The sequence below is a fragment of the Arthrobacter sp. 10N44_2 genome (genome assembly GCF_056394385.1).
Genome location: NZ_JBFTHT010000009.1, coordinates 31,303 through 54,166 on the forward strand (window position 1 = coordinate 31,303; position 22,864 = coordinate 54,166).

General features: G+C 68.6%; 21 protein-coding genes. 3 read left to right on the forward strand and 18 right to left on the reverse strand.

Annotated elements, in window-relative coordinates:
- Window positions 1-135: 135 nt before the first annotated feature.
- The 4 genes from rplI to rpsF form a co-directional block, all read right to left on the reverse strand.
- Window positions 136-588, reverse strand: coding sequence for a 50S ribosomal protein L9 (gene rplI, locus AC1DBX_RS11440; RefSeq protein WP_018775331.1), 453 nt, complete (start codon window positions 586-588; stop codon window positions 136-138).
- 17 nt (window positions 589-605) lie between these two features.
- Window positions 606-845, reverse strand: a complete 240-nt coding sequence (rpsR, locus tag AC1DBX_RS11445) for a 30S ribosomal protein S18 (RefSeq protein WP_003800144.1) — start codon at window positions 843-845, stop codon at window positions 606-608.
- A 125-nt stretch (window positions 846-970) separates the two neighbouring features.
- The gene (locus AC1DBX_RS11450; RefSeq protein ID WP_018775330.1) at window positions 971-1,546 is read right to left on the reverse strand and encodes a single-stranded DNA-binding protein; all 576 of its coding nucleotides are present in this window, start codon (window positions 1,544-1,546) and stop codon (window positions 971-973) included.
- Window positions 1,547-1,601: 55 nt separating this feature from the next.
- On the reverse strand, window positions 1,602-1,907 hold the full coding sequence (gene rpsF, locus AC1DBX_RS11455) for a 30S ribosomal protein S6 (protein WP_026266755.1): 306 nt from the start codon (window positions 1,905-1,907) through the stop codon (window positions 1,602-1,604).
- 271 nt (window positions 1,908-2,178) lie between these two features.
- Here rpsF and AC1DBX_RS11460 point away from each other — a divergent pair, with 271 nt between their 5' ends.
- Window positions 2,179-2,862, forward strand: coding sequence for a DUF1345 domain-containing protein (locus AC1DBX_RS11460; RefSeq protein ID WP_476859632.1), 684 nt, complete (start codon window positions 2,179-2,181; stop codon window positions 2,860-2,862).
- 11 nt (window positions 2,863-2,873) lie between these two features.
- Here the strand turns inward: AC1DBX_RS11460 and AC1DBX_RS11465 are convergent, their stop codons facing one another.
- The 14 genes from AC1DBX_RS11465 to AC1DBX_RS11530 form a co-directional block, all read right to left on the reverse strand.
- Window positions 2,874-4,187: a M18 family aminopeptidase gene (locus tag AC1DBX_RS11465; RefSeq protein WP_476931783.1), complete on the reverse strand. Its 1,314-nt coding sequence runs from the start codon at window positions 4,185-4,187 to the stop codon at window positions 2,874-2,876.
- Between the two features lie 62 nt (window positions 4,188-4,249).
- A complete protein-coding gene (locus tag AC1DBX_RS11470; RefSeq protein ID WP_476856795.1) occupies window positions 4,250-5,140 on the reverse strand; it encodes an intradiol ring-cleavage dioxygenase in 891 nt (296 codons plus the stop codon).
- Window positions 5,141-5,387: 247 nt separating this feature from the next.
- Window positions 5,388-6,851, reverse strand: coding sequence for an amino acid permease (locus AC1DBX_RS11475; protein WP_223914895.1), 1,464 nt, complete (start codon window positions 6,849-6,851; stop codon window positions 5,388-5,390).
- A gap of 285 nt (window positions 6,852-7,136) precedes the next feature.
- Window positions 7,137-7,898 carry a response regulator gene (locus AC1DBX_RS11480; RefSeq protein WP_476931784.1) on the reverse strand — a complete coding sequence of 254 codons (762 nt, stop codon included), beginning with the start codon at window positions 7,896-7,898 and terminating at the stop codon, window positions 7,137-7,139.
- Window positions 7,858-9,237, reverse strand: coding sequence for a sensor histidine kinase (locus AC1DBX_RS11485; RefSeq protein ID WP_476850687.1), 1,380 nt, complete (start codon window positions 9,235-9,237; stop codon window positions 7,858-7,860). Before AC1DBX_RS11485 ends, AC1DBX_RS11480 begins: the two co-directional genes overlap by 41 nt.
- 49 nt (window positions 9,238-9,286) lie before the next feature.
- Complete coding sequence (locus tag AC1DBX_RS11490) at window positions 9,287-10,171, reverse strand: ABC transporter permease (protein WP_476856775.1); 885 nt, start codon at window positions 10,169-10,171, stop codon at window positions 9,287-9,289.
- A 3-nt stretch (window positions 10,172-10,174) separates the two neighbouring features.
- The gene (locus AC1DBX_RS11495; protein WP_476856774.1) at window positions 10,175-11,116 is read right to left on the reverse strand and encodes an ABC transporter ATP-binding protein; all 942 of its coding nucleotides are present in this window, start codon (window positions 11,114-11,116) and stop codon (window positions 10,175-10,177) included.
- Between the two features lie 177 nt (window positions 11,117-11,293).
- Complete coding sequence (locus AC1DBX_RS11500) at window positions 11,294-12,790, reverse strand: phosphatase PAP2 family protein (protein ID WP_476931785.1); 1,497 nt, start codon at window positions 12,788-12,790, stop codon at window positions 11,294-11,296.
- 15 nt (window positions 12,791-12,805) lie between these two features.
- Window positions 12,806-13,993 (reverse strand): MFS transporter, encoded by a 1,188-nt coding sequence (locus AC1DBX_RS11505; RefSeq protein WP_476856772.1) that lies wholly within the window; start codon window positions 13,991-13,993, stop codon window positions 12,806-12,808.
- Window positions 13,990-14,763, reverse strand: a complete 774-nt coding sequence (locus AC1DBX_RS11510; protein WP_476931786.1) for a DeoR/GlpR family DNA-binding transcription regulator — start codon at window positions 14,761-14,763, stop codon at window positions 13,990-13,992. Before AC1DBX_RS11510 ends, AC1DBX_RS11505 begins: the two co-directional genes overlap by 4 nt.
- Window positions 14,764-14,903: 140 nt before the next feature.
- Window positions 14,904-16,586, reverse strand: coding sequence for an ABC-F family ATP-binding cassette domain-containing protein (locus AC1DBX_RS11515; protein WP_476850693.1), 1,683 nt, complete (start codon window positions 16,584-16,586; stop codon window positions 14,904-14,906).
- Window positions 16,587-16,621: 35 nt separating this feature from the next.
- On the reverse strand, window positions 16,622-18,640 hold the full coding sequence (locus AC1DBX_RS11520; protein WP_476874147.1) for a penicillin-binding transpeptidase domain-containing protein: 2,019 nt from the start codon (window positions 18,638-18,640) through the stop codon (window positions 16,622-16,624).
- 72 nt (window positions 18,641-18,712) lie between these two features.
- On the reverse strand, window positions 18,713-19,369 hold the full coding sequence (locus tag AC1DBX_RS11525) for a response regulator (RefSeq protein ID WP_476850695.1): 657 nt from the start codon (window positions 19,367-19,369) through the stop codon (window positions 18,713-18,715).
- Window positions 19,366-20,793: a sensor histidine kinase gene (locus AC1DBX_RS11530; RefSeq protein WP_476931787.1), complete on the reverse strand. Its 1,428-nt coding sequence runs from the start codon at window positions 20,791-20,793 to the stop codon at window positions 19,366-19,368. Before AC1DBX_RS11530 ends, AC1DBX_RS11525 begins: the two co-directional genes overlap by 4 nt.
- Window positions 20,794-20,989: 196 nt before the next feature.
- On the opposite strand from AC1DBX_RS11530, the gene AC1DBX_RS11535 reads away from it, so the two are divergent.
- Both AC1DBX_RS11535 and AC1DBX_RS11540 read left to right on the forward strand, forming a co-directional pair.
- Window positions 20,990-22,090, forward strand: coding sequence for an FtsX-like permease family protein (locus AC1DBX_RS11535; RefSeq protein WP_476931788.1), 1,101 nt, complete (start codon window positions 20,990-20,992; stop codon window positions 22,088-22,090).
- 43 nt (window positions 22,091-22,133) lie between these two features.
- A complete protein-coding gene (locus tag AC1DBX_RS11540; RefSeq protein WP_476870309.1) occupies window positions 22,134-22,862 on the forward strand; it encodes an ABC transporter ATP-binding protein in 729 nt (242 codons plus the stop codon).
- The last annotated feature ends 2 nt before the right edge of the window (window positions 22,863-22,864 follow it).

The following is a 22,864-nucleotide window of genomic DNA, read 5'->3' on the forward strand; positions in this document are numbered from 1 at the left end:
TACGGCCCATGACGCCGTCCAACATGGACCGCAAGTGACCTCGTGTTGGGGTTAAAGCAGAAGGCCCCCGCTTCGGTCCTCAGAGAGGTCCGGAGGCGGGGGCCTTCCAGCAGTTCAGACTGCAGCCGGTGAGGGCTACTTGCCTGCGACTACGTCGAGTTCGATCACAGCGGAAACGTCGTCGTGCAGACGGACGTTTGCCTGGTAGGAACCGGTCGACTTGATGTGTGCCGGCAGTTCAACCTTGCGCTTGTCGATGCGGCCCAGGCCTGCGGCCTCAACAGCGTCGGCCACGTCGCCCTGCTTGACGGTGCCGAACAGGCGTCCGGTTGCGCCAGCCTTGACGACCAGCTTGACCGGCTTGGCGGAGAGTGCAGCAGCCTGCTTCTGAGCGTCTTCCAGGGAAGCGTGCTCGCGGGCAACGCGGGCAGCCTTGATGGACTCAACCTGCTTCTCGCCACCCTTGGACCAGGTCAGGGCGAAGTTGCGGGGCAGCAGGTAGTTACGTGCGTAACCGTCCTTGACCTCGACAACGTCGCCAGCAGCACCGAGACCGGTTACTTCGTGGGTCAGAATGAGCTTTGCCATTTTAGTTAATCCCTTCCTTAGCCGCGGCCAGCGCCGGAGTAAGGCAGCAGAGCAACTTCGCGGGCGTTCTTGATTGCCTGGGCGATCTTGCGCTGTTCCTGCACCGTGACGCCAGTGACGCGACGGGCGCGGATCTTTCCGCGGTCGGAGATGAACTTGCGCAGCAATGCTACGTCCTTGTAGTCGATGACAGTGATGTCAGCGGCCTTCAAGGGGTTGGACTTTGGTTTGGGCTTACGGAGTTCAGCCTTAGCCATCGTGGAGCTCCTATTCGATGGAGCCCGTGGATATTGATCCACGGGATGGTGGTGATCCGGCGCAGTCTGCACCAGACCGCCTTGCGGCGGCCAGTCGGTTTTCGTTGCCGGACCTTAGATGTTGTTTAGAAGGGAGGTTCGGAGTCCGGGCCGTTGCCCCAGCCGCCGCCCGCATTGCTGACCCCGGGCGTGGCCCACGGGTCTTCCTGCGCGGCGGGCTGGTTGCCGCCCCATGTCCCACCGGTGTTGCCGCCCTGGTTTGCACCCTGGCCGCCACCGAATCCACCGCCGCTGTTGCCGCCGCCGAAGCCACCCTGACCACCCTGACCGCCGGAGCGCTGGGTGCGGTTGACCTTGGCGTTGGCGTAGCGCAGGCTCGGGCCGATTTCATCGACCTCAAGCTCGATAACGGTGCGCTTCTCGCCTTCTTTTGTTTCGTAGGAACGGCTCTTCAAGCGGCCGGAGACGATAACGCGCATGCCCTTGGTCAGGGACTCGGCGACGTTTTCGGCTGCTTCGCGCCAGACCGAAGCGCGGAGGAACAGGGTTTCCCCGTCCTTCCACTCATTGGACTGCCGGTCGAAGGTGCGGGGAGTAGAAGCGATGGTGAAATTCGCTACGGCCGAACCGGACGGTGTGAACCTGAGTTCGGGGTCATTGGTGAGGTTACCGATAACCGTGATAGTGGTTTCGCCTGCCATCTACTGCCTCCTTGTGCGTTCCTGCGGGGATGAAGATTGAAGGTTGGCCGCTGAATTACTCAGCAACAACTTTCTGCTCTTCGGGGCGGGTGATCTTGGTGCGCATGATGGTCTCGTTGAGACTCAGCTGGCGGTCAAGTTCCTTGGCGGTAGCCGGCTCAGCGGTGAAGTTCACCACGGCGTAGATACCTTCGGACTTCTTCTGGATTTCGTAAGCCAGGCGACGACGGCCCCAGATGTCAACCTTTTCGATGGTTCCACCATCGTTGGTGATGACGTTCAGGAACTTCTGAAGCGACGGCTCAACGGCACGCTCTTCGACCTCGGGGTCGATGATTACCATCAATTCGTAAGGACGCATATGTGAACCCACCTCCTTTGGGCTAAGCGGTTACGGCATTTCCGTAACAGGAGGTTCATTTGCGGTGTCGTGCAATGCCCGGCCGCCGGAACGGAGGCAGGGCGCAGCACAGACTTCAATAGCTTAGTGCATGCGGGCCGGAATCCGCGATTCCGTGCCTCCACCGTACGGCCCCGCGGCCTGGCCGGGAAGAGCGTCGGCGGCCATGTGGATAACCGCCACACGGCCAGCGTTCAGTCGGGGGGCGCATCGGCTGTGCCATGATCTGAAAATGCACACCAACCCCTCGTCAGCCGTGCCGCCACCGCTCCGCCGCAGCCGTCTCCGCTTCGCCGCCATGGTGCTGTTGGGGCTACTCGCCGCCGGGGCGGCCGGAATGTCAGGCCACTGGGTGCAGGCTCCCACGATTGGCTGGTGCGCCGCCGCCTTGACCTACGTCGTCTGGGTCTGGCTGGTTATCGGCCGCCTCGACCCCGCGGACACCCGGTTGCACGCCACAACGGAAGACCCGGCCCGGAGCACGACGGACCTGCTTATCCTGGCCGCCAACGCCGCCAGCCTGGGGGCGGCGGCAGCGGTCATCGTGGATTCGCACAACAACACTGACACCCTCTCCAGGATTGCCGGCGGGCTGCTCGCGGTAGTCTCGGTGGCGCTGTCCTGGACCCTGGTCCAGACGCTGTTCACACTGCGGTACGCGGAGCTGTACTACGGCACGGGCACGAGGGCAGGCTCCCGGGTGGGCGGCATCGACTTCAACCAGAGCCGGCCGCCGCAGTACACCGATTTCGCCTACTTAGCCACAAGTCTGGGCATGACGTACCAGGTATCGGACACCGCGCTGCAGAACCATGGCATCCGGGCCGAGGCCCTCAAGCACAGCCTGCTCTCGTACCTCTTTGGGACCATCATTCTGGCAACCACCATCAACCTCGTAGTCGGCGTCGCCGCGTAGGGCGCCAGGCGTCAGGCCGCCGTCCGGAAGAACGTCCGGGTCACCGCGGCCAGCCGGTGCGGGTCCTCGACGCCGCAGAGCTCGCGCGCCGAATGCATCGACAGCAGGGCGACCCCGACGTCGACCGTCCGGATTCCCAGCCGGGTGGCGGTCAGCGGGCCGATCGTCGACCCGCACGGCATCACATTATTGGAGACGAATTCCTGGTACGGAATACCGGCGTCGGTGCACAGCCGGGCCCAGAGGGCGGCGCCGGCGGCGTCGGTGGCGTAGCGCTGGTTGGCATTGATCTTCAGCAGCGGCCCGCCGTTGAGGACCGGCCGGTTGGCGGGATCGTGCCGCTCGGGATAGTTCGGGTGCACGGCGTGGCCGGCGTCCGCGGAGACGCAGAACGACGCCGCGAAGGCCTGCCGCCGCTGGCTTGCAGAGGCGCCGAGTCCGTCCGAGATCCGCAGGAGGACGTCCTCGAGGATGGGCCCGCACGCCCCGGACCGGGACGCCGAGCCGATTTCCTCGTGGTCGAAGGCGGCCAGCACGGCAATCGGCGCACCGTCCGGCACGGGCGTGGCAGCGTGCGCCACCAGCGCCGTGAGCCCCGCGTGCGTCGCGGAGAGGTTGTCGAGCCGGCCCGAGGCGAAGAATTCGCCCCTGGCGCCGAACACCGCCGGGGCCTGGGTGTCTGCGATGACGACGTCGTACCCGCCGATCTGCGCCGGATCCACCTCGGCATCGGCAACGCGGTCCGCAAGGAGTCCGAGCAGGTCCTCGCCGGCGGGATCGCCCAGGCCAAAGACCGGATTCATGTGCTGCTGCTTGTCCAGGGCCAGGCCCTCATTGACGGCCCGGTCCAGGTGGATGGCGAGCTGCGGGAAGCGCAGCAGCGGGCCGGTGGCCGTGAGGTGCTGCGTGCCGTCGCGCATGACGAGCCGGCCGGCGAGCTGGAGTTCGCGGTCCAGCCAGGAGTTCAGGAGGGGTCCGCCGTAGACCTCGACGCCGGCCTGCAGCCAGCCGAACTTGCCGGTGGTGGGCTTCGGCTTGAGTTTGAAGGAGGGCGAGTCCGTGTGCGCGCCGAGGATGTTGAAACCGGTGGTCGGTCCGGCGCCTGCCGGCACCACCCAGGCGATGAGGGCGCCGTCGCGGATCACGTAGAACTTGCCGGCGGCGGCCGCGGGCTCCGGCCAGGGCTGCAGTTCGTCCAGGCCGGTGAAGCCCGCCGCGTCCAGCCGGCGCGCGGCCTCGTGGACGGCGTGGAAGCTCGACGGCGACGCGCTGACGTACGCGCCGAGGTCCTGGATGTGCTCTGCGGCAGTGCTCGGTGTGGGCATGGCTCCGAGTCTAGCCCGGCACGCACGGGCCCCGGGGGCCGCGGTGCCGGGCGACGCCGCGCCTAGACGGTGACGTTGAGACCGGCGGCGTAGCCCGCGGCCACCGAGCCGGTGATGGTGGCCAGCTGGTAGATGCCGCCGTCGTTGCCGAACACGTTGTCGGACTTCAGCGTGGTGCGGGGGAAGTTCTGCGCGCTGGATTCGTACCCGGCCGACGCGTAGACCTCCTTGCACGCGGCCTCGGTCAGCGCGATCTGTGACACCGCCAGGACCTGGCCGGCCGCCGTCGCATTGTTCATGGACTCGAACACTTCGAAGTGGATGTGCGGCCAGCGGCCGTTGTAGGCGCCGGGGTAGATGGTCTTGAACGTGACCTGGCCGTTGGCGTCGGCCTCCTGGACGCCGCGGAGGTAGTTCTCGTTCTGAAGCCCCGAATCGTACATGGAGTATTTGCCCTCGCGGTCACAGTGCCAGGCGTACACCGCGGCACCGGCCAGTGGGGTGCAGCCGTTGGCGTTGTCGAGAAGGGTCAGCGTGACGGTCAGCGGTACGCCCTCGGCTGTGCTGGTGGAGGTCCCGAAGCTGGATGTGATGTCCTGACGAACCACGCCGGATGCCTCGAGGACGTTGGGCCCGTTGGAACCGTCACCGGGGTAGGGGCCGGCGGTTTCCTGCGGGATTTCGACCCCGCACTCGGCGATCGCCCGGGTGAGCGTCGGAGTGGCCGACGCCGACGCGGCCGAGGGCGCCGGGGCTGTTGCGGCCGAGGTCCCCGCGGCCGACGTCGAACTGCCGCTGGTGCCGCTGGTGCCGCCCGGGCTGCAGGCCGCAAGGGCTGCGGCCGTTCCCGCGCCGAGGAACATGCCCAGCGATCGGCGGCTGACGAGGGTGGAGAGATCGAATTCCAGGCCGCGGTCGTGGTTGGGGTGCGGCTCGTGCGGGGGCTGCGGCATTTTTGTCATGACCCCATCGAACCCGGCAGCGCTATGGGCTGGCTAGTCCCTTCCTGTGACGCGGCTGTGCCCCGGCACGCATGGACATGCCCTCCCCTCGGCCCGGGGACTGGGCATGTCCCCCCGGCACGCATGGATATGCCCTCCCCTCGCGCCGGGCAGTGGACATGATGGCGCTATGTCCAGTGGTGGGCGCAGGGGGAGGGCATGTCCGGTGGAGCGGGACGGCCGCGGGGGCCTTCCGGGGCTACGACACCGGGCGGGCGCCCACTGTGGCGTCTTCAGCGCCAGGCTCGGCGTCAACCGGGGTGGCGTCCCCGGCAGGAGCCTCGCCGGCCCCTGTTGCGGGAACAGCGGCCTTGGCACCGTTCCTGCGGTAGCGGATGACCCCGATCCCCACGACGGCGGCGGCGAGAGCCAGCGAGAGCAGCAGCGATTCCCGCGTGGTTTCCAGGATCACCATGCCGATCAGCAGGGCCACGATGCTCACGATCGACACCCAGGTCAGGTACGGGAAGAGCCACATTTTCAGCTGAAGGTCCTTGGCGGCGGCGCCCATGCGGCGGCGCAGGATCAGCTGGGAGGTCGCGATGACGAGCCACACGAACAGCGCGATGGCGCCGGAGGTGTTGACCAGGAACAGGAAGACCGTGTCCGGGGCGACGTAGTTCAGTCCGACGGTGACGAAGCCGACCACGGTGGAGGCCAGTACCGCGGCGGCGGGCACGCCGCGCTTGGAAATCCGCATCCACGACTTGGGGGCGTCGCCGCGGCGGGACAGCGAGAACAGCATGCGGCTGGCGGTGTAGAGCCCGGAGTTCAGGCAGGAGAGCACCGAGGTCAGCACCACAATGTCCATGATGGTTCCGGCGCCGGGGATGCCGAACAGCTCAATGACCGCGACGTAGGGGCTCTTGGCGACGGAAGCGGAGTTCCAGGGCAGCAGGGTGACCACAATGGCGATGGAGCCGATGTAGAACACGAGGATGCGCCAGACGGTGGACTTCACGGCCTTCTTGACGGCATCGACCGGGTTTTCGGATTCGCCGGCGGCAATGGTGGCAATTTCCGCACCGAAGAACGAGAACACCACCACGAGGATGCCGGCCAGGACGGCGCCGGGGCCGTTGGGCATGAACCCGCCGTTGCCGATCAGGTTGTCCAGGCCGGGCGCCGGAACGCCGGGGATGAGGCCCAGGATCGCGGCGACGCCGAAGAGCAGGAAGAGCACGATTGCCGCGACCTTGATGGAAGCGAACCAGAACTCGAACTCGCCGAACGACTTAACGGACCCGAGGTTGGTCAGCGTCAGCAGCACCATCAGGGCAAGCGCCCACACCCACTGGTCAATGCCGGGGACCCAGCGGTGCATGATCGCTGCCCCAGCCGTTGCCTCGATGCCGAGAACAATGATCCAGAACCATGCGTAGAGCCAGCCGATGCTGAACCCGGCCCAGCGGCCCAGGGCCTTGTCCGCGTAGGTGGAAAATGAGCCGGTTTCCGGGTTGGCCGCGGCCATCTCGCCCAGCATCCGCATGACGAGGATGACGACGAGTCCCGCCGCGGCGTAGGCAACCAGAATGCCGGGGCCGGCCTGCTGGATCGCCGCACCCGAACCGACAAACAGTCCGGCGCCGATCACGCCGGCGATGGCAATCATGGACAGATGCCTGGGTTTCAGGGATTTTGAAAGCTGCTGGTCAGCGGGCATGGAAGCGCCGTCCTTCGTGGGGGGTTCAGGCCCGCTCGATGCCGGCACGGAATCGAATCCATGCTGTGCGGCGGACCACAATGTCGTTTCACACTAGACCGCGCGGCGGACCGTCCGTCTTGTGCAGTCCCACAAATGACGGCGGGTCAGACCGGGCCATCACCCAACGCGAGGGCCACAGGGTCAACCAAAGTTGCCTCACGGGCAATTCGGCAATGTGCCTGAAACCACTGCTTCAGGTACTACCTGCCGGTAACCTGCCTTGCGGCGGCAGGGCGGCGGCCGTCAGTAGTCCGCGTTGCTTGGCACCACGAGGCCGGTCTCATATGCGTACACCACGGCCTGGACGCGGTCGCGGAGGTGGAGCTTGGTCAGGATCCGGCGCACATGCGTCTTGACGGTGGCCTCGGACAGGAAGTATCGGTGCGCGATTTCGGCATTGGAGAGTCCCTCCGCCATCGCCCCGAGCATCTCGTTTTCGCGGGGCGTCAGGTCTTCCAGCAACGGATCCCGCGCCGGGCGTGCGGGGCCGCCGGCCTGCTGACCGCCCCCGTCCGCCCCGGCATGCTGGCCGCCGGCGCCGCCTGTCCCCGCAGGATCCAGACCGCCGGCACCACGGACATAGGTCTCCAGCAGCCGCTGCGTAACACGGGGTGCCACCACGGCGTCGCCACTGGCCACCACCCGGACCGCGCTGACCAGTTCTGCCGGCGCCACGTCCTTGAGCAGGAACGCAGAGGCGCCTGCCCGCAGTGCTGCAAAGGCGTATTCATCGAGGTCAAAGGTGGTCAGGATGATGATTTTGGCGTCGGAGCCCGAGGCGGCGATCGCCCGGGTGGCCTCGATCCCGTCCAGCACCGGCATCCGCACATCCATCAGGACGACGTCGGGCGCGAGCTCCCGGACGTGGCGGACCGCTTCGGCGCCGTTGGATGCCTCGCCCACGATGCGCAAATCGTCTTCACCCTCCAGGATGAGGCGGAAGCCCATCCTAAGCAGCGGCTGGTCATCCACCAGCAGGACGCGTACCGGCGTGTTGTCGGACATTGTTCCCCCTTGATTCCGTGGCATTCTCGCCGTTGCAGTTCAGTTCCGCGTGCACGCGCCAGCCGCGGTCGCCGGCGCGCCCGGCGTACACGGTGCCAGCGTAGATCCTGGCCCGCTCCCGCATCCCGGCGATTCCATGCCCGGTGCCGAAGGAATCCAGCGCGTCAGGCTTCGCCTGCGCGCCGGTCCCGGGAGCGCCCGGGTCAACGGTGCCCCTGCCGTCGTCGAGCACTTCAATGGTGACGCGGGAGCCGTTCCGGACAATGCTGACCTCCACCCGGCTGAGGGCGCGGCCGTAGCGCAGCACGTTGGTCAGCGACTCCTGCACAATTCTGTAGACGGTCAGCTGGAACGCCGCATCGTCGGGCAGGGACGGGCCGGTGTGCGTGTAGTGCAGCGGCAGTCCCGCGGTGCGGAAGCCCTCGAGCAGTTTGGCCAGGCTGCCCCCGGCCACCAGCGGCTCGCGCGGGGCATGTCCGGTGGGGGCGTCCTCGCGCAGCACGCCAAGGACGCGCCGCATGTCGGCCAGCGCGGTGCGCCCGGTCCGGGAGAGTTCGGCCAGGACGCCGGCGGCGCGCTCCGGATCCTTCTTGACCACGACGGCGGCGCCGTCAGACAGGCTGATCATGACCGTCAGCGAGTGCGCCACGACGTCGTGCATTTCGCGCGCGATCCGGTTCCGTTCCGTGACCGAGCCCAGCTGCTGGGCCCGGGCGGCCCAGGCCGCGATCTCGTGCTCGTGCTCGCGCCGCTGCCGCACCGAGATCCCGATCCCCGTGGCGATCACATTCGAGAGCGCGATGCCGATGCCCGCCGCGATGCCCGTCAGCAGCTGGAAATTCTCCGGTGTGCGGACCGCCATGTCCGGGAGCCGGCCGTCCAGCGGGCCGACGGCCAGCAGGAAGTACAGGAGCAGCAGCGGAGCGGTGGTCAGGGCCAGTGCGGCGAGGGCGAACCGCCGGGTGCGGACGACGGCGACGGCGTACAGCGAAAACCAGAGCCCGGCGGAGACATTGGACCCCCAGGGATGCAGGAAGGTGACCGCCAGTTCCAGGGCCCCCACAACAGCCGCCACCCGCACCGGATACGCCCGCCGGAAGAGCAGGACCGGCGCGGCCGCGGCGAGCAGCACGGCAACCGGCCAGTCGCCGTGGATGACCGATTCGGCCGCCGTGGGCGTGACCAGGACCAGGTAGCAGAGCACCACCAGGACGTCCATGACCCGCGGATTGGCCAGCAGGTAGCGCCGGAGCCGGCCGCGGCGGCGGGCCGTGAGTTCAGCAAGGGACGCGTCGGCCGGTCCGGCCGGCGCGTCCCTGACAGGTACCGCATCGATCATGCTCTGAGCCTAAATGCTGAAGGGCTTGGACGCTGCCCGTGGCGCCGGCCTAGACGTCCCGCCTCTTGAGCAGGACGGCGGCCAGGAGCACCGGGATGACAACCCACGCGCCCAGCACCAGGGCCGCCTGCCAGGCTTCGAGGGTGTCCGGGATGTGCTCCACCGCGGTCAGCGGATCCACGGTGTTGCCGGGCAGGTATTTGCGGGCCTCCACGAAGAAGTCGCCCGGAATGAGCTGGAACGCGATGGGTGCCACGAAGAACAGTCCCACCAGGCTCATGATGCCGCCCGCCGAGTTGCGGATCAGCGTGCCCAGCGCCATGCCGATGGCCGCGACCGCCGCCACGTAAATGCTGTTGACAAGGAGCAGCTTGACCGACTGCGGGCTGCCCAGGTCCAGGCCCAGGCCGTAGTTGTCCAGGATCGGCACGGATACGAATCCGGCGGCCAGGGTGGATGCGGCGGTGACGACGAAGGAGGTCACCACCACCACCACGAGCTTGGCCGCGAAGGCGGGGATGCGTTTAGGCACCGCCGCGAACGTGGACCGGGCCATGCCCGTGGTGAACTCGGAGCTCATCAGCAGCACGCCGAGGGAGCCCAGGATCAGCTGGGCGAACGCGATGCCGGAGGTGGGAACGCTGACGGCGATGTCGCCGCCCTGGGCCGCGAGCCTGGCCCCGACCTCCGGGTCCCGGGCCGCGGCCTCGGAGAACTGGCCCGTCCCCCAGGCCGAAAGCGCCCCGAACCCCACCATGACCACCACTGTTGAGCCGAGCAGGATCAGCGTGGAGAGCAGGGTGCGGAACTTGATGAATTCGGAGTTGAGGACCCGCAGGAAGCTGGGGCCGGGGCCGGAACTGCTGCCGTTTCCGGACCGCTGTGAGTCGGCGCCGCGGCGCGAGGGCGTGGATTCAACGGTTGTGGAGCTCATGGCTTAGTTGCCTCCGGCTTCGACGGGAACGGCGCCCGTGGTGATCAGCGAGTGGTATTCGACCTCATCCTTGGTCAGTTCCATGTAGGCCTCCTCGAGGCTGGCCTGCAGCGGGGTGAGTTCGTAGATCATGACGTGGTTCTCCAGCGCCGCAGTGGCGATCTGGCGCGGGTCCAGGCCTGTGACTTCGAGGAGTTCGCGCTCTTGGACCTCCACCGAGACCCCGGTCCCGGCCAGCAGCTGCATGAGCCGGTCCGGCTGGTCGGTGCGGACCCGCGTCCGGCCCTGGCCCTTGCCTGTGATGATCTCCTGGATCGGGGCGTCCGCAATGATCCTCCCGCGGCCAATCACGATCAGGTGGTCCGCCGTGACTGCCATCTCGCTCATGAGGTGGCTGGAAAGGAAGACCGTGCGGCCCTCGGAGGCCAGGTACTTCACCAGGTTGCGGACCCACACCACGCCCTCCGGGTCAAGGCCGTTGACGGGCTCGTCCAGGATGACGGTCTGCGGGTCGCCCAGGAGGGCGGCGGCGATGCCCAGCCGCTGGCCCATGCCGAGCGAGAAGCCGCCGACCTTCTTCCTGGCCACCTCGGCCAGCCCGGTCATCTCAATGACTTCGTGGACCCGTTTCTTCGGGATGCTGTGGGTCGCCGCCATGGCCAGAAGGTGGTTGTAGGCGGAGCGGCTCGTGTGGACTGCCTTGGCATCGAGCAGCGCGCCGACGTCGCGCAGCGGGGCGGCGTGCCTGGTCAGCGGGGACCCGTTGACGGTCACCGAGCCCGACGTCGGCCGGTCCAGCCCCATGATCATGCGCATGGTGGTGGATTTTCCGGCCCCGTTCGGACCCAGGAAGCCGGTGACCCGGCCGGCTTCGACGGTGAAGTTGACGCCGGCGACGGCGGTCTTGTCGCCGTAAACCTTGGTCAGGCCTCGTGCTTCGATCATGGAAGCGTTCCTTTGCGTAGCGGGAGATGATCCGGGGCACCGCAGTCACGGGCCCGTCTGCACACCACGCTACCGAGGCAAGCTGCGTATTTCGCCGGTCTCAGGGATGATTCAGGGGCTAATCAGGGTAGTCCGGGAGGATGACAGGGGTTGGATGACGGGTTTGGATGACGGGGTTCAGCCGAGGGGCGAGTAGTAGGTCAGCGCGCCGGGGCGGACCGTGAATTCCACCCGCCGCACCCCGGGCATGACCTCTCCGTCGACGGCGAGGACCATGGGCCCGTTCCCGGGTTCCACCGTGATCCGGTCCGTTTCGCTCAGATGGGTGATCCCGGACGTGGCCACGGTGCCCGTGAGCACGGCCCAGAGCAGGCGCAACCGGGCGAACGGCTCATCGGCAGTGATCATCCGCAGGTCCAGGACACCGTCCGCGAGTACCGGGCGCACCAGCGGCGCGTGGTCGCGGGGGTAATAGCGGCCGCGGCCGATGTACAGGATCCAGAGCCGGTGCCGGACCCCGTTGACGATCAGCGTGGTGGGGGTGCCGGCCGCGAAGGTCCGGAACATGGCCACCACTCCGGCCAGGGGTTTGCCCAGTGCCGGCTGGAGCTGCTCCCGCCGGCGGACCAGGTTCGGGTAGAGGCCGATGCTGGCCGTGTTGAGCATGATCAGCTCGAGCTGCTCCGGGCTGTCGGGGAGCCCGCGCTCGACACTCACGTGGCCGACGTCGGCCACGGCGGCCTCGCCGCGCGACGCCGCCTGCACGGCGTCCGCCAGGGTGGGGGTTCCGGCGTCGCGGGCGAAATGGTTCAGCGTTCCGCCGGGGAGCACCAGCAGCGGAAGGGAACGTTCGACGGCGGCGGCCGCCGCGGCGCCCACGGTTCCGTCGCCGCCCCAGACGCCCAGGGCCGCAATGCCCGGTCGGGTCGCGACCTGGGCGATGCCCGCGTCGACGGACTCACCGGGCCCGATTTCCTTTATATACGCCTTAGGGAATACTTTTTGCAGGGCGTCGACAGTCTCGTCAGCATAGGACCCGCCGAGGGTGTTGACCGCGATGCCGAGCCCCTGGCCGTCCGGTAGTTCCGCGGCCGGGGCGGCGCCGCGGCTGGTTTCCGGGAACGGCGGACGGACGGGCCACCACTTCCGCGTCACCATGGCCGCGCCGGCGCCGATCGCGGACCCGAACAGCACATCCGAGGGCCAGTGGGCTCCGGTGTGGACCCGGGAGTAGGCCACTCCGGCCGCGACGGGGGCCAGCGCCGCACCGAGGGCCGGGCGGACCATGCCCACCCCGAGTGCGAAAGCCACCGCGGAGGCGGAGTGTCCCGACGGCATCGACGAACTCGTCGGCTGCGGGTTCACGAAGCGGAAGACCGGAAGGTGTTCGGGCAGGGGGCGGGCCCGGGGCAGGAGGGTCTTGAACACGACGTTGGTGACCGCCGAGGCGGCGCCTTGCGCGATGAGTCCGTGCACCGCTGCCCGGCGCGTCTTGCCGGGCACCAGGGCCATGGCTCCGGCAACGCCGAACCAAAGTTTGCCCTTGTTGGCGGCGGCGGACAGACGGCGGAAGAAGTCGTCATGGCCTCCTCCCGGCAGATTGGAGACGGCGCGCACCAGTTTGCGGTCGAATTCCGACAGGCGGCCGGGGGCCTTCCTCAGCATGGTTCGCATTGGACCACCATACTGCTACCTCGCGGGCAGCGGCTTCGCGGCTCCGGCGAGGACCAGCGCCACCACAATCGGAATCCCGATCGCCAGCAGGGCGGTCCTGACACCGGTGACATCGCCCAGGTAGCCGAGCAGGGGCGGCCCGGCGAGGAAGGCAATGTAGCCCAGTGTGGACACCACGGACACCCGGGCGGCCGCCTTCTTGGGGTCGTCCGCGGCGGCGGACATTCCGATCGGGAACGCGAGGGCCGCCCCCACGCCCCAGAGCACGGCGCCGGCGGCGGCCAGCCAGATGGTGCCGGCGAACACGAAGAGGCAGAGGCCCGCGGTCGCCGCCGCCATGCTGGCCCGCAGCACGGCAACGCGGCCGTAGACGTCGATCGCACGGCCACCGAAGAAGCGCATGGCGGTCATGGCCAGGACGAACGCGGCGAACAGCAGCGCCCCCGTGGACTGTTCGGCGCCCAGGCCGTCAACCGCGGCCTTGGCAATCCAGTCGTTGCCGGCGCCTTCGGTCAGGGTGGCGCCGAGGACGACGACACCGATCAGCAGCGTGCGCCCGTCCCGCCAGGCCGAACCTGCGTTGCCCCGGTCCGCGTCCCCCGCGGCGGGTGCCTCGGCAGGCAGATGGGGCAGGAAATACCGGGGGGCCACCGTGGTCAGGACGGCGACGACGGCGGCTATGACCAGCAGGTGCTCCGGGAGCCCGACCCCCAGGGTGGATAATCCGGCGCCGATCAGGGCACCGACGAACGCGCCGCCGCTGAAGGCCGCGTGGAACTGCGGCATGATGGTGCGCCCGAGCCGGTGTTCGACGTCGGCACCTTCAATGTTCTGCGAAACATCCCACAACCCGACGCCTATCCCGAAGAAGAACAGGGCAATGGCAGTCCCAGGGATGGAGGCCGCCATCAGGGAGAGCGCGACGCCGACACCGGCCGCCGCGGCCACGAGTCCGGCGCTGCGGACGGTGTTGGCGGTGCCGATCCGGCCGACGACGAACCCGGCCGTCGGCAGGGCGATCAGCGAACCGACCGCGACGCACAGCAGCAGGGTTCCCATCTGGCCCGCGGTGATCTGCAGGATCTCCGTCACGGCCGGGATGCGGGCTGCCCAGCTGGCGAAAACTAATCCGTTGATCCCGAAGACAAGGAAAGTCGCGCCGGTGGCAGCCTTGAGTTGCGGGACGGTTGCGGTACTGGTCATACGATCACTGCTTCCACCGAGTGCTGGGCGAGTTGGTCAAGTTCTTCAGGGCTGAGCTGCCGGTCGGTCACGATGGCATCCACGGCGTCCAGGGATGCGACGAGGGCGACGGCGGTGGCGTTCCATTTGGCGGCGGCACAGGCGACGATCACCCGGGCGGCGGATTCGAGGCCGGCGCGTTTGACTGCGGCGTCGTCGAGGTCGTGGGCCAACAGCCCGTCCTTGAGGTTCAGGGCGCAGGGCGTGACGACGGCGGTGTCGAAGCGCAGCGAGCGGATGTTGGATTCCGTCATCGGCCCCCGGAAGGAAAGTTCGCCGGGGACGAGGCTGCCGCCGGGCATCAGGAGTTCGGGGCGGCGCCCGGCCGGACCGTCGTCCGCGGACAGCGCGGTGACGGACCGCAGCGACATCGGCATGATCGTCATCTCACGCTGGCGCAACTGGCGGGCGATCTCCGTGGCGGTGGTGCCGCTGTCCAGCCAGACGTGTCCACGGTCCGCGAGCATGGCCGCCACCCCGGCGGCGATCCGCATCTTGGCGGTGTGGTCCTCGAGTTCGCGTTGCCCGTAGTGCGGGTTTTCGCCGCCGAAAACCAGGCTCTTGGCTCCGCCGTGGACCCTCCGCAACACGCCGTGCAGGGCCAGGATGTCGAGGTCACGGCGGATGGTGGCGCCGGAGGCGCCGCAGGCGACCGTCAGATCGTCCACCGTCACGTGCTCCCGGTCGCGCAGCAGTCCGCCGATCAGGCGGTGCCGCTCATCAGTGTTCATGCTCAAATGCTAGCGGCTGGTGATCATTTAATCATTTGTTGCGCGTTTCAAATAGCAACGCGGGGTCACTTCGCGCCCATAACCGCCCCCGGAATGGGCCGCATCTGACCCCGCGTTGCTTAGTGGACCCCGTGATGGCGCTAGCGGGCGCGCTCGACGCGCTTTTCGTCCCAGACCGGTTCGGCGGACTCGTAGACCCTGCCGTCGGAGCCGAAAACCAGGAAGCGGTCGAAGGTTCGGGCGAACCAGCGGTCGTGGGTGACGGCCAGGACGGTGCCCTCGAAGTGGTCGATCGCCCGTTCCAGGGCCTCGGCCGAGTGCAGGTCCAGGTTGTCCGTGGGCTCGTCGAGCAGCAGCAGCGTGGCCCCGGAGAGTTGCAGCAGCAGGATCTGGAACCTCGCCTGCTGGCCGCCGGAGAGGGATTCGTACTTCTGCTCGGACTGCGCCGCCAGCCCGTAGCCGTCCAGCGCCCCGGCGGCGGCTTCGCGGCCCATGCCCGAGCGGTGCTCGTCGCCCCGGTGCAGGATTTCGAGCAGGGTCTTACCCAGCAGGTCGGGCCGGACGTGGGTCTGGGCGAAGAATCCGGGCCGGATCCGGGCGCCGAGTTTCACGGTGCCCTCGTGCGGCACCTCGGCGATCTCGACGTCGGACACCGGCAGGTGCTCCCGCTCGGGATCCGTGCCGCCGGTGGCGAGCAGGCGCAGGAAGTGGCTCTTGCCCGAACCGTTGGAACCCAGGACGCCCACCCGGTCGCCGAACCAGATTTCGGTGGAGAACGGCTTCATCAGGCCGGTCAGTTCCAGCTTCTCGGCCACGACGGCGCGCTTGGCGGTGCGCCCGCCCTTGAGCCGCATCTGCACGTTCTGTTCGATGGGAAGGGCCTCGGGCGGGCCGGCTTCGAGGAACTTCGCGAGCCGGGTCTGCGCCGCGTGATAGCGGTTGGCCATGTCGGAGCGGAACGCGGCCTTGTTCTTGTACATGTTGACGAGTTCCTTGAGCTTGACGTGCTCCTCGTCCCAGCGCTTGCGCAGTTCCTCGAAGCGCGCGTTCCGGTCGGCCCGGGCGTCCACGTAGGACCCGAAGCCGCCGCCGTGGATCCAGGCGCCGGCGCCGTTGATGCCCGGTTCCAGGGTGACGATGCGGCCGGCGGCGTTGTTGAGCAGTTCACGGTCGTGGCTGATGAAGAACACGGTCTTCTTCGAATCATTCAGTTTGGCCTCGAGCCAGCGCTTGCCCGGAACATCGAGGTAGTTGTCCGGCTCGTCGAGGAGCAGCAGTTCGTCGGGGCCGGCGAAGAGGGCCTCGAGGACCAGCCGCTTCTGCTCGCCGCCGGACAGGCTCGACGCCGGGCGGTGCTGTGCCCGGTCGAAGGGCAGTCCGAGGGCGGCCATGCAGACCTCGTCCCAGACGGTTTCGACGTCGTAGCCGCCGGCATCCCCCCAGTCCACGATCGCCTGGGCATAGGCCATTTGGGTGGGCTCGTCGTCGTGCTCCAGCATGGCGAGCTCTGCCTCGTCGACGGCCCGCGCGGCGGCGGCCAGGGCAGGCGGGGCGGCGGAGACCAGCAGGTCGCGGACCGTGGACTCGTCCCGGACCTGGCCCACGAACTGGCGCATGATGCCCATGTTGCCGGACCGGCCGATCACGCCTTCGTCCGGGACGAGATCGCCGGAAATGATCCGGAACAGCGTGGTCTTGCCGGTCCCGTTGGGCCCGATCAGCGCTGTCTTGGTGCCGTCCGGGACCTTGAAGGTCACCCCGTTGAGCAGCTGGGTGCCGTCGGAGAGGAAGTAGTCGATGCCGGATACGTCAATATGAGCCACGCGTTCAATCTTCCCACGGCCGGGAAAGCGTCCGCTCAGCCGGCCCGGGTCAGGAACTCCTTGAGCAGCGGCCCGGACGTGGTGGCCCCGAGTCCGCCGTCCTCGACGAACACGGCGACGGCGAGGTCACCGTGCACGGCCACGATCCAGGCGTGCGTCTTGGGCGGGGTGTCGTTGCCGAACTCGGCCGTTCCGGTCTTGGCCCCGACGGGCTCGCCCGGGACGGAGGCCAGGAACCCGGCATGACCGCTGGTGACGACGGCCCGCATCATGTCAGCCAGTGCCGCGGCTTCCGCTGCAGTTACCGGCTTTTCGACGGCCGTGGCCGGTGCTGGGGCCGACGGCGTCGCGTCACCGGAGGCCGGGGCAGCCGGCGACGTGCCGGCTGTAGCCGTTCCTGTGGGGGCGGCGCCCTGGGCATCTGGGGGACTGTCGCCCTCGTTCGGATTCAATACCAGCTGGGCGGCCACCGGGGCTCCCTTGGCAACCGAGCCGGCCATGACGGCGGCGGCCAGGGGGGACAGGAGCACTTTGCCCTGGCCGATCATGGAGGCGGCATGTTCGGTTCCTTCGGCATCCCCGGGGACGGAGCCGAGGAATGCGGCCGCGCCGAGCGCAGGTGCTTCAACTGCCACGCCCAGGGAGGTCGCGGCGGATTCGAGCTGTGCCTGGGTGACGGTGTCGCGGGCGTTGATGAACGCGGTGTTGCAGGAGTGCGCAAACGCGTCGCGCAGCGTCACGGACCCCAGGGAGGACTCAGGGTATCCCTCGGCGTTCTTGAAGGTGCGGCCGTCCACCGTGAGGGTGGGCGGGCAGTCCACCTTGGAGTCGGGCGTCATGCCGTTGCGGAACATGGCCAGGGAATCGACCATCTTGAAGATCGATCCAGGGGCATACTGTCCCAGCATCGCGGTGTCGTAGCCGTTGCTGCCCGGCCCGGAGGCGGCCGCCAGGACGGCGCCGCTGGAGGGCCGGAGCGCCACAATCGCCGACGCCGGGCCGACCTTGCCGAGGACGTCTTCCGCAAGCTGCTGCAGCTTCGGGTCCAGGGTGGTTTTCAGCGGGGTGCCTTCTTTTATCTCAGTCTGAAAAAGTACGCGGCGTCCCGCGTTGGGCAGAGCCTGCTTCTCTGCGGCGGTGAGGCCTGCCTTCTCGGCGAAGACCTGAATGCCGTCGCTGCCGCGAAGCTGCGCGTCGTATTGCTGTTGCAGGCCACCGGTGCCCGTGGTGTCCCCTGCTTTGAGTGCGCCGTTCGATTTTTCGATCTGTTCTGCATTCGCCTCCGCTGCCGTGCCCAGCAGGGCGCGGGCGAAGGTGCGGTTTGGTGCCAGCGGAAGGGAGTCGCGGATGGCACGGGCGCCGGGAATCTCACCGATCTGAGCGTCGGTGATGGTCCGTCCTTCTTCACGCAAAGTGATGGCGGCAACGAACGCCTCGGGGCCGGCCGCCGCGACCTGCTGGCCGTACGCCGCAGGGTCGACCCCCACCAGTTGGGCAAGCTTGGTGGCGGAATCGGCGGCGTCTGCACCGCCGAGCGCCGGCTTGTCGATGCCAACATTGACCACGGGCCGGTACGTGACCAGCGGGACCCCGCCGGCGCCCAGGATGTCGGCGCGCGACGGCGAATGGGTTGCCGAGCCGACGAGCTCGCCTTCGGCCAGTTCGGGGACCAGGGTGGCCGGGTTCCAGACCGTCAGCCATTTGTCGCCGGACTTCTTGAATTCGGCGAAGGTGGTGTACTTCCACTCTTCGGAGCCGATCTTCCAGCGGTAGTTGAGCGGGACCGTGGCCTTATCGGACTCCAGCGTCAGTTGGCCGCTGTCCACTGCAGGCCGGGCCGGGTCAAGCCCCTTGAATATTTCCTTGAGCTGGTCGTTGGCGGCACCGGAGTCCTTGCCCTCAAAGGCGACGGATCCGACGTCGAGCGCGGACACCGCGGAGGCGAGCTGTTTGGCAGCGCTTTCGGCGCCCTCACGACCGTCGCCGCAGGCGACCAGCGAGCCGCCAAGAACAAGGCCCACAAGGGCCAGTGCAAGTTTTGATGAGTTCCCCATGGCGCCCATTATGCCCCGGGCCACCGACAATTCTGTTGTCACATAACACCGTCACCTGCCCGCCGGGGACGCCTAGGGCCGCCGGATGATCCTGCGCTGCGCTGCCACGGCGATCGCGGCGGTGCGGTTGTCCACGCCGAGTTTGCCGTAGATGTGCACCAGGTGCGTCTTGACCGTGGCCTCGGAAATGAACAGCTGCTTCGCGATCGCCCGGTTTCCCATCCCGGTGGCCAGCAATCCGAGCAGCTGGACCTCGCGGGCGGACAGGGCGGGCTCCGGATTCCTGATCCGGCCCATCAGCCGGGCCGCGACCTCGGGGGCCAGCGCGGTGCCGCCCGCCGCGGCAGAGAGCACCGCCTGGCGGATCTGGTCGGGCGGGGCATCCTTGAGCATGTAGCCGCTGGCGCCGGCCTCGACGGCGGCCAGGATGTCGGCGTCGGAGTCATAGGTGGTCAGGATGAGCACTGGCGGCGCCGGCTCGCCGGCCTCTCCTGCCTTGATCCGGCCGGTGGCGGTGACGCCGTCCATGCCCGCGCCCATCTGCAGGTCCATGAGCACCACGTCCGCGGGCTCGCCCAGGGTGTGGAGCCTGGCCAGTCCGGCCAGCGCGGCGGCGCCGTCGGCGGCCTCGGCCACCACTGTGATGCCCTCCAGATCACCCAGCATTGCCCGCAGACCGGCCCGGACCACCGGGTGGTCGTCCACCAGGAACACCCGGATGTTGTTCATTTCCGGTCCCCGCGGGCCGGCGCCGGCGCGGCGTTGGAACCGGGCGCTTGGCCCAGTGGCAGCCGGATGGCCACCACGGTTCCCTCACCCGGGGCAGACTCGATGTCCAGCTGCCCGTGGAGGGCGGCCACGCGGTCCCGCAGCGACGTCAGCCCATAGCCGGACCCGTCCGGACGGGCCGGCAAGGCCGAGGGGTCGAATCCGGCGCCGTCGTCGTAGATGTCCATGGCCACCTCCGGGCCGAGGAAGGAAAGGGTGACGACGGCGGTGCCCGCCTGCGCATGCGCCCGCACGTTGGCCAGGCTCGCCTGCGCGGCCCGGAGCAGGACCGTCTGGTGGGAGCCGGGGAGTTCCACCGGCACGCCTTCGACGTCGAGGCGGCAACGCAGCCCGGCACCCCGCGCCGCGGTCTCCGCTTCGGTCGTTTCGCACAGCCGGAGAAGTCCGGCGACGAGGGAGCCGTCCTCAAGATCGGGGGACTGCAGGGCCCGGACGAAGTTGCGGGCCTCTGCCAGGTTGGCGGCGGCCGTGTCCCGGACAATGCGGAGCCTGTCCCGTGCCACGGCGGGTTCGCCGTCGTCCAGGGCCTTTTCGGCCGCGCGCCCCATCAGCACAATGCTGGACAAGCCCTGGGCGAGGGTGTCATGGATTTCCCGGGCCAGCCGGGTCCGCTCGGCCAGGGTGCCCGCATTGTGCTGGGTCCGGGCGAGTTCGGCGCGGGTGCGGCGGAGCTCTTCGGCCGCCAGCCGCTGGTTTTCCGCCTCCAGGAACAGTGCCCGGTAGGCCAGCCCGGTGACCACAGCGAAGGCTGCGCCGAAAAAGGGCCCGAGCACCATGGGCAGCTGCAGCCCCACGCTGGCCGGATCCGCACTGGCCAGATCGGGAGACGCGGTACCGCCGTTGTGGAACCAGAGCGCCGCAATGACAAACACTGTGCTCAGTGCGATCGAAGGCAGCGCCAGCCGGCGCCGGAGCACGTGCAACTGCAGGAAGAACAGCGGGAAGGCCAGCCAGACGAAGTCGGCACTGGCCCAGACCAGCAGCAGCCAGAGGAGGCAGACGCCGCCCAGCCACCAGGCCGAGTAGGGCCGCGGATCGAACCGGGTCCGGCGGGCGGCGTGCCGTTTCTCCAGCACGGTGCCCGCGAGGTAAAAGGCGGCGAGCAGCACGGCCAGCAACAAGGTGATCCACTCCTGGCCCGTGATGCCGCCGGCCAGGAGCCGGAGCAGCGCCACCAGGAGCAGCACCGCGAAGCCGACGTGCAGGCTCACACGAAGGACGCGCAGAATGACGGCCGCCCCGGTGGGCTCCGTGCCCGGCGCCGGTGCGTCGGCATGCCCAGCGTCGGCGTGCCCAGCGCCGGCATGCCCAGCGCCCTTGGGTCCTGTGCCGTTGTGGACCGTGTTGCCGGCGTCGCCCTCCATGCTTCCAGCGTAGTGCCGGTGCGGCGGGGCTCCTGCGGAAAACGGCCCGCCCCCGGCGGAATCAACCTTTTGGTTGATCGCAGGGCCGTCCGACCGGTGCCGGCGGTCCAACCGGGCGGCCGATGCCCCGGAGCCCGGCGGAAGGAAGGCTGGAAGCAACGCCACAAGCGCCTCAAACGACACCACTAAGGACACCATGTATCTCGCCATCCGCGATATCCGCTTTGCCAAGGGACGGTTCGCCCTGATGGGTGCGGTCGTCGCCCTCATTACCCTCCTGCTCGTCATGCTTTCCGGACTGACGGCCGGCCTCGGAAACCAGTCGACGTCGGCCCTCGCCGCCCTCCCGGCCGACCAGCTGGTCTTCGGCGCCCCGGCCGGGAGCGAACCCAAGGCCTCGTTTACCGAATCCGAGGTCACGCGCGCCCAACAGAGCCTGTGGTCGGCGCGCGACGGCGTCGCCCGCGCCGACGCCGTTGGGATCAGCCAGAGCCGCTTCCAGGCACTCGGCGCCGGAGGCGTGCCGGCACACACGGCAAGCGTTGCGGTCTTCGGCACCGAGCCCGGCGCAGGCCTGGCTCCCGCCCCGCTGGCAGAGGGAACCATCGCCGTCGGAGCTGGACTGGCGGAGGACCTGGAGCTCAACATCGGCAGCCACGCCTCGGTGGGCGGCGCCGACCTCGTGGTGACGGCCGTCGTGCCGGAGCAGTGGTATTCCCACACCGGCGTCGTGTGGACCACGCTGGCCGATTGGCAGAAGCTGGCCCATACCCAAGACGCGGACGCCGCGACGGTGCTGGCCGTGACATTCGACTCCACGTCCGGTACAGGGGTGGATCTCGGTGCCGCCAATACCGCCGCGGGAACCGTCAGCACCACGATCGACGGGTCTTTCCAGGCCCTCGGCTCGTACAAGAGCGAGAACGGCTCGCTGCTGCTCATGCAGGCCTTCCTTTACGGCATCTCAGCCCTCGTGATTGTTGCCTTCCTGACGGTCTGGACGGTCCAGCGCACCCGGGACATCGCCGTTCTGAAGGCACTGGGCGGGTCCGCCCGCTACATCCTCCGGGACGCCATGGCGCAGGCGGCCCTGGTCCTGCTGGCCGGCGCGGTGGCCGGCGGGCTGGCCGGTGTGGCCGGAGGAGTCCTCGCGTCGCAGGCGGCACCGTTCCTCCTCACGCCCTGGACAACGCTGCTGCCCGTCGCCGGAATCGTGCTCCTGGGCCTGGCCGGGGCAGCCCTCGCGGTCCGCAGCGTGGCCCGCGTCGATCCGCTCATCGCCCTCGGCGGCAACTGAGCAGCCCCGGCCCGCCTCATATATTCCTAGAAAGGCATATCTCGTGAACTCAACCCTGAACAACACCGCCCTGAACCTCGTCAACGTCACCCTGGAGTACCCGGACGGAGACGGCACCCTTAAGGCCCTGGATTCCGTGAGCCTCAAGGTGAACGCAGGCGAATTCGTGTCCCTGATCGGCCCCTCGGGGTCCGGCAAGTCGTCCCTGCTGGCCGTCGCCGCCACCCTGGTCCGGCCCACCGCCGGCCTGGTGGTGGTCGACGGCGAGGACGCCGGCGGATTGCCCGACTCCGGCCGCACCGCACTGCGGCGGGACAAGATCGGCATCATCTTCCAGCAGCCCAACCTCCTGCCCTCCCTCACCGCGGTGGAGCAGCTCGTGATCACCCAGCGCCTGCGCGGCGGGACGGCGCGGGCGGCCGGGGAACGCGCCGCGGCTCTGCTGGACCTTGTCGGCCTCGGGCATGCGCTGGCGAAGCGGCCGCACCAGCTCTCCGGCGGCCAGCGCCAGCGCGTCAACATTGCCCGGGCACTCATGGGCAACCCTGCCGTGCTGCTGGTGGACGAGCCGACGGCAGCCCTTGACCACCAGCGCAGCGAAGCGATCATCCGGTTGCTGCGGCAGGTCACCGACGAGTTCAGCGTGGCAACGGTCATGGTCACCCACGACACCGATTTCGTCCCGCTCACCGACGCCGTCGCGAGCATGCGCGACGGACGGCTGTCCGCCAGGGCGGCGACGGCGGCCGCTGCGGCGCCGCGTCGGGGCTAGCG

Bases quoted from the DNA above. Each gene is read 5' to 3' on its own strand.
- rplI (WP_018775331.1), bottom strand. From the start codon at position 588: ATGGCAAAGCTCATTCTGACCCACGAAGTAACCGGTCTCGGTGCTGCT.
- rpsR (WP_003800144.1), bottom strand. From the start codon at position 845: ATGGCTAAGGCTGAACTCCGTAAGCCCAAACCAAAGTCCAACCCCTTG.
- AC1DBX_RS11450 (WP_018775330.1), bottom strand. From the start codon at position 1,546: ATGGCAGGCGAAACCACTATCACGGTTATCGGTAACCTCACCAATGAC.
- rpsF (WP_026266755.1), bottom strand. From the start codon at position 1,907: ATGCGTCCTTACGAATTGATGGTAATCATCGACCCCGAGGTCGAAGAG.
- AC1DBX_RS11460 (WP_476859632.1), top strand. From the start codon at position 2,179: ATGCACACCAACCCCTCGTCAGCCGTGCCGCCACCGCTCCGCCGCAGC.
- AC1DBX_RS11465 (WP_476931783.1), bottom strand. From the start codon at position 4,187: ATGCCCACACCGAGCACTGCCGCAGAGCACATCCAGGACCTCGGCGCG.
- AC1DBX_RS11470 (WP_476856795.1), bottom strand. From the start codon at position 5,140: ATGCCGCAGCCCCCGCACGAGCCGCACCCCAACCACGACCGCGGCCTG.
- AC1DBX_RS11475 (WP_223914895.1), bottom strand. From the start codon at position 6,851: ATGCCCGCTGACCAGCAGCTTTCAAAATCCCTGAAACCCAGGCATCTG.
- AC1DBX_RS11480 (WP_476931784.1), bottom strand. From the start codon at position 7,898: ATGTCCGACAACACGCCGGTACGCGTCCTGCTGGTGGATGACCAGCCG.
- AC1DBX_RS11485 (WP_476850687.1), bottom strand. From the start codon at position 9,237: ATGATCGATGCGGTACCTGTCAGGGACGCGCCGGCCGGACCGGCCGAC.
- AC1DBX_RS11490 (WP_476856775.1), bottom strand. From the start codon at position 10,171: ATGAGCTCCACAACCGTTGAATCCACGCCCTCGCGCCGCGGCGCCGAC.
- AC1DBX_RS11495 (WP_476856774.1), bottom strand. From the start codon at position 11,116: ATGATCGAAGCACGAGGCCTGACCAAGGTTTACGGCGACAAGACCGCC.
- AC1DBX_RS11500 (WP_476931785.1), bottom strand. From the start codon at position 12,790: ATGCGAACCATGCTGAGGAAGGCCCCCGGCCGCCTGTCGGAATTCGAC.
- AC1DBX_RS11505 (WP_476856772.1), bottom strand. From the start codon at position 13,993: ATGACCAGTACCGCAACCGTCCCGCAACTCAAGGCTGCCACCGGCGCG.
- AC1DBX_RS11510 (WP_476931786.1), bottom strand. From the start codon at position 14,763: ATGAACACTGATGAGCGGCACCGCCTGATCGGCGGACTGCTGCGCGAC.
- AC1DBX_RS11520 (WP_476874147.1), bottom strand. From the start codon at position 18,640: ATGGGGAACTCATCAAAACTTGCACTGGCCCTTGTGGGCCTTGTTCTT.
- AC1DBX_RS11525 (WP_476850695.1), bottom strand. From the start codon at position 19,369: ATGAACAACATCCGGGTGTTCCTGGTGGACGACCACCCGGTGGTCCGG.
- AC1DBX_RS11530 (WP_476931787.1), bottom strand. From the start codon at position 20,793: ATGGAGGGCGACGCCGGCAACACGGTCCACAACGGCACAGGACCCAAG.
- AC1DBX_RS11535 (WP_476931788.1), top strand. From the start codon at position 20,990: ATGTATCTCGCCATCCGCGATATCCGCTTTGCCAAGGGACGGTTCGCC.